The sequence below is a fragment of the Kribbella sp. NPDC043289 genome, assembly GCF_056436705.1.
This window is the reverse complement of sequence record NZ_JBWKCB010000015.1, coordinates 1-5350: the sequence shown is the minus strand read 5'-3', so window position 1 is coordinate 5350 and position 5350 is coordinate 1. Positions and strand designations below refer to the sequence as shown.

5 protein-coding genes are annotated in these 5350 nt (G+C 63.6%); 1 reads left to right on the top strand and 4 read right to left on the bottom strand.

Annotation, left to right across the window (positions count from 1 at the left end; genetic code table 11):
- Positions 1–150 precede the first annotated feature (150 nt).
- Positions 151–1161 (top strand): DUF4037 domain-containing protein, encoded by a 1011-nt coding sequence (locus AC0662_RS41350; RefSeq protein ID WP_478307493.1) that lies wholly within the window; start codon positions 151–153, stop codon positions 1159–1161.
- Here AC0662_RS41350 and AC0662_RS41345 read toward each other — a convergent pair whose 3' ends face one another.
- From AC0662_RS41345 to AC0662_RS41330, 4 genes are all read right to left on the bottom strand, one after another.
- Positions 1162–2454 (bottom strand): glycosyltransferase, encoded by a 1293-nt coding sequence (locus tag AC0662_RS41345; protein ID WP_478307491.1) that lies wholly within the window; start codon positions 2452–2454, stop codon positions 1162–1164.
- Positions 2454–3524 carry a phytanoyl-CoA dioxygenase family protein gene (locus AC0662_RS41340; protein ID WP_478307489.1) on the bottom strand — a complete coding sequence of 357 codons (1071 nt, stop codon included), beginning with the start codon at positions 3522–3524 and terminating at the stop codon, positions 2454–2456. Before AC0662_RS41340 ends, AC0662_RS41345 begins: the two co-directional genes overlap by 1 nt.
- Complete coding sequence (locus tag AC0662_RS41335; protein ID WP_478307487.1) at positions 3517–4707, bottom strand: YcaO-like family protein; 1191 nt, start codon at positions 4705–4707, stop codon at positions 3517–3519. The genes AC0662_RS41340 and AC0662_RS41335 overlap by 8 nt, the downstream gene beginning before the upstream one ends.
- A gap of 199 nt (positions 4708–4906) precedes the next feature.
- A complete protein-coding gene (locus AC0662_RS41330; RefSeq protein ID WP_478307485.1) occupies positions 4907–5221 on the bottom strand; it encodes a hypothetical protein in 315 nt (104 codons plus the stop codon).
- Positions 5222–5350 lie beyond the last annotated feature (129 nt).

Here is a 5350-nt window from a genome sequence, read left to right as displayed (position 1 = left end):
TTTCACCCATCCGGGCAGCGGCGAGTACGTCGAGTTCACCTCGCAGTACCCCGATGACCTGGACCACGCCCTCGACCTCCTGGTCGACACCCAGTGACACTGCACGCTGATCCGCCCCGTACGTCCATCCCAGCGAAGGAGTTTGCGCAGGTGTCCACATACGTTTCCGGTCTGGACCTGAGCCGTCGATTCTACGATGAGGCCGTCCGGCCGATCCTGGCATCTGAATTTGCCAATGTGCCGCACAGCGCAGCGCTGATCGGACGCGGTTCAGAGGTGCTCGGCTTCGATGACGAGATGTCGACCGATCACAACTGCGAAGCCCGAGTGGTGCTCTTTCTCGACGACGAAGACCACGACGCCTATGGTGCGGCCCTCGACGTCGCGCTGGACAAACGTCTGCCGAGGTCCTTTGCCGATCGGCCAACGGCGCACGAGGTCCACACCCTGCGCGACTATGTTCGACGGAATCTCGATTTCGACATCGAGCAGGACGTCAAGGTGGATGACTGGATCACCTTCGCGGAGCAACGCCTACTGATGCTGACAGCGGGCGAGGTCTATCACGACGAGGTTGGCTTGGAGGCACTGCGCCAACGGTTTGCCTACTACCCCAATGACCTGTGGTTGTACCTGCTGATGGCCGGCTGGTGGCGTATCCATCCTGAGGCGAACCTGGTCGGCCGGGCCGGCTCGGTCGGCGACGAGCTCGGCTCGGCGGTGATTGGTTCTCGGATCGTTCTGGATGTGATGCGTCTCTGCTTCCTGATGGAGCGTCAGTACACGCCGTACTCGAAATGGCTGGGTACCGCATTCTCTCGCCTCACCTGTGGTCCACAGCTAGCGCCGCTTCTCTCGGACGTGCTCCGGACGACGAGCTGGCAGGACCGGGAGAACGCTCTGCTGCCTGTGTACGAGAAGCTGTCGGAGATGCACCATGCGCTGGGTGTCACCGGCCCGGTAGCAACCGAGATCGTCCAAATGTGGGATCGGCCGTTCAAGGTCCTGTGGGGAGACTTCCCGGCAGCGTTGCATGACCAGCTCGAGGACCCGGCCGTAAAGGCGCTCGCGGCGCAGTGGCCGGTCGGAGGCGCCGACCAGTTCCGCGAGATGATGACGCCGCCGTCGTATCGCGGCCGGTTGCGTCGGGTGTTCGAGTAGTCAGCGCATCTGCGAGAGCACAGTCATGGCGGGGTCTGGGCCTGTCAGAAGTCTCTCTGCCCGCGCGAACGCGCGACAAGCAGACGAAAACCTCGGGACCGCACGGATCGCGTCGATTACAGCTGCGGTCCGGAGCAGTGGCCTTGGGACGACTTTCCCCAGTCCGAGGTACTCGACCAGAGCGCCGCTGCGACCAGCGTCCGTCACCGGTCCGGATACTGACAGGACAAGGGAGGGCACGCCCGCCGCAGCAGCCTCCTTCAAGGTATTGAACCCACCGTGTGAGATCACCAGCGCGGCCCGCTGAATCAGCTGGAGCTGTGGGGCCACTCGACAGTGAACGACGTTCTCGGGCAGTTCGCTGGGAACCGTGGAACTCCCTGTTGCCAGAACCACTTGGTGGTCCGGCAACTCTGCTGCGGCTCGTGCGACTACGTCGAACGCGTGGTCGTGGGTGCCTCCTTCAAGGCGTTCGGTGCCGAAGGCGCAGTACACCAGCTTTCGTCCGGGATCAAGCTTCTCCCAGGCGAAGTCAACCGGGGGACGCCGATTGTCGATCAGAAGCCCCAGCCGATGGATACCGCGGACCCGGGTACGGCGGAAGTCGAACGCTGTGCTGGTGAATACGAACTCGTCGGTGTCCGGAGGACGAGGGAGAGGATACGGCGGCAGACTGACCGGTGCCGGTGGACGGTCTAGCTGGACGCCGTACTTGCCCGCGAGCTGCGACAGCGAGATGACGAACGCGTGTTGAACGGAGAGGCGCGTCGACGCTGTTCGCGCTTGCCGTCTGCTCGCGTACAAGAGCGCCGACCAGGCGAGCAGCAGCCGAGCTGATGACAAGCTGCTTCCCGGAACGATGCTCGAGTTGACCGGCGGCACCTGGAGATCGAGCCGGTTGGGCAGGTCTGTACACAACGTACCGGCCGGGATGCGGAGCAGTTTGGCGAGCAGGGCCGCCTGCGGTATGTACCTGTCGTACAGGATCGCCGGCCGATGGCTGGTCGCGATGGTATCGCCCAGCCTGGCCCAGACCTCCGTCATCTGCTGGGCCCACTCCTCTGTAGACCGCCCTGACGGCAAAGGCAGGACTACGACTTGGAAATCGAGATCGAGATGCGCGAGCAGCCGTACAGCGGGAGAACCCGTCGTGAGCGTGCCAGCGAAGTCGACCAGCACATACCGCACGCTGGCGCCGCAAGCCTCCAGTTTGGACGTCAGACTCGTGGTCGGCACGACGTGCCCGTAGTTGAGCGGAAGGACAATCCAGACGGTACCGATCCGGCTCCGCATCAGCTGGGCGGTCGCCGGATCGTCGCGACCATCGCGAGTGCATCACGCATCCCGCTGATGGTTGCCTGCAGCGAACGCTGGGCAATGTACTGGCAGGCATCCTGCCCAGGCGCTGCCAGTCGAAGCAAGTCCCGGGCCTCGCGTGAGAGTTGGTCCCACACATCGATCGGCAAGGCTCGCTTGGCCAGCCGATCGGTCGCGGCGACCCTGAGAAATTCGATGCTCGCGACGTCGGCGGCGGCAAAGAGCGCGGCACCGGCCCCCTCCCTCGTGGACGACAGTTGCATTGCGCGGCGTCGCATCGCGCTGGTGATCGAGAGCGCCACGCTGGCGACGGACCGGTACGCGATCGGGGAGACGCCATCGATCAAGGAGTAGTTGAAGCTGAGCATCGGCCGCATCTGTTCCGAGCGGTTCGCCGTACCGCGATGGATCATGCGCTGGTCCCGGATCACGACAGTGCCGGGTGAAACAGTCAGTCGTCGCGAGCCTCGCTCCGCCGCCAGCCGGACCCATTCGTCGAACGAGAGCGGAATGTCACTGAGAAACGCATCGGGGTCCAGCGTGGCGGAGTGAACCGAAATAGGTTGGTGAGTTCCCGGCCAGATCTCGGTCGGTCCCGACTCTTCATCGACCTCCGTGAGGTACAGGTTGCAGGTGACGTCGAAGGTACCCACATCCCGGTGCGGGAGCTGATCGACGGAGCCGGGCAGGCAGACGTCCGACCCGGCGAGCCGGAGGGCCCAACGCCGCTGATCGCGCAAACGCTCGCGGATGCCGTCCAATACAGCCAGGACCGGCGCGGCGGCGATTAGATCGGCGGCGAGGAAATCCGTCGTGGACGGGAGCAGTCCGTTCCATCGGCGCTCCCCATGATTCGCCATGCCAGAGGCTGTCGTCCTGGCCCTGAGCTGTTTGGCCCGGAAGAAGCGGTTGAAAGCCTCGGCTATCTGGGCGAGCCGGTCGCCCGTGACAGCACGTTCCACAGCGCAGTATCCATCTCGCAAGAACTTCTCGACCCTCGCATCGGTTCCTGCCCGAGTGGTGATGTCCGGCGTCGCGCTAGACATTCGCAGACTCCAGCAGTTCGACACCGCGGGCCATGGGCATCGCCAGAGCGCCGAGCATCACTGGACACATGAACCGCTCGAGGCCTGGCACGACGACTGTCGTGACAGCAATGCCCTGGACCGAACCGGTCCATTCACGGTGGTACGCCGTCAGACCTGATCGGTGAAGTACGCGCGTCAGCTGGACGAGCTGCTCCGACGAGCTGCCGACCGCAGCCTCGTGATCGTGGTGCTCGGCGTCCAACGGAACGGTTGGCAGTTCGACGAACGGGAGATCGAGGTGATAGATCCGGTCCAGTACCGGCCACGGGGCGAAGATCTCGCCGCGTTCCAAGCGTGACGGTTGCAGATCTTTCCACTCGGTGATGTACAGGATCTGCAACAGCTCGCTAAGTGCCCGCTCGGCCGCATAATGTGACGAGAGGGAGCTGCCGCCGCCGAATTTGCCGACCCGGTCAGTACTTCCGGAAACCGCGAAATAGGTCGGAACGCCGAGATCCGTGGTGAGCCGAAGCAGTAGCGGATCTGCGCCGTCCAGTTCCGTGATCTGGCGTCTGAGCGTGGCGAGGTCCTCGGGTAACGACTCTGGGCGGACGACTGCAATCGACACAGCTGGAGAGTTGTCATCCCTGGGGGGTGCCTGGCTGGTGGCGAGGCTCAGGAGAGCAAGTGAGATCGCGTCGCGCTCGAAGCACTCCAACAGCCCATGCAGCAGTGCGTCTTCGAGGGCCATGCCGCTGGCTGATCCCGTAGTGCTGGCGTACTTCACGTAGGCCCAGTACTTGTCCTGGGTGTCGCCCGCCGCCGGCCGCTCGGAGAAGACCGGGTTCGCGAATACCGCCGGATACCACATCGCCGCGTCGCCACGAATTTCTTCGAATCGGGCGCAGGCCAGCTGCGCATCGCTGTAGTCCTGTGCGAGTCGATGAAGATGATGCTCTTGGGCCAAGGCTTTCTGTCTCACCATATCTGACGCCAGCATCAATTGCAGCGAATCGGTTTCGTATCGAGTCGCGGTGGCGAGCTGGAAATGCTCCAGCGCCTCGAAAAGGGCGCTGGCCTCGCACTGCATGCCGACACCCTTTCCGGCCCCGGTGCAGACTTGGTTCCCGTCAGGATCACTGACGTCGAGGAACGTTACGCCGAACTGGTCAGATGTGATGAACTGCGGCGTGAACCGCAACCCCAGCCGCGCTGCCTCCGCGTACCCGTGTCGGACGGCCGCCTCTAGGTCCGCCGATCGTTCTGCTTGTGCTCTGCTGTGCGCCACTCGCACTGGTCCACCTCCGTTGAGTCATGCCGGTAGCACGGGCGCTGCCAGCTGTGGGCGATGCAACGGGTGCGCGGGCGGGCCGGCATAGCGGCCCGCCCGCGGTCGTTCCTTAGCGAGCCGATCCGGCCAGCGAGAACCTGCCACGCAGGCCGGCCTTCGCGACGGTGGTGAATGAGCTGAACAGTCGGGTCATTTCCGAGTGCTCAGCCGCGGCCACCGTCTGAGCCGCAGACTGATCGATCAGGTGTTCCTTGGCGGAACCGGTGTCCGATGTCGGTGACTTGACAACGGCACCCCATTCTCCATATCCCATGAACGACACCTCCGTGATGTGGATGAAACGATGGGCGCCCATCACCGAGTGACGTAAGAGAGCGTATGTTCGACCACGTAGCGTGGTCAATGGATTACCGAGAAGCTGCATGTTGTTGCAATTATGTTGCTAAGAGCAAATGATTACCACGACTACAAGTTCGGCGTGGTGGCCGGCGGCAAGCCGAGCGTGACGCACTACGAGACCCTCGAGGCGTTCCGGTACGCGACCCTGCTGGAG

Coding starts and splice junctions, on each gene's coding strand:
- AC0662_RS41345 (WP_478307491.1), bottom strand. CDS start 2,454: ATGCGGAGCCGGATCGGTACCGTCTGGATTGTCCTTCCGCTCAACTAC.
- AC0662_RS41340 (WP_478307489.1), bottom strand. CDS start 3,524: ATGTCTAGCGCGACGCCGGACATCACCACTCGGGCAGGAACCGATGCG.
- AC0662_RS41330 (WP_478307485.1), bottom strand. CDS start 5,221: ATGCAGCTTCTCGGTAATCCATTGACCACGCTACGTGGTCGAACATAC.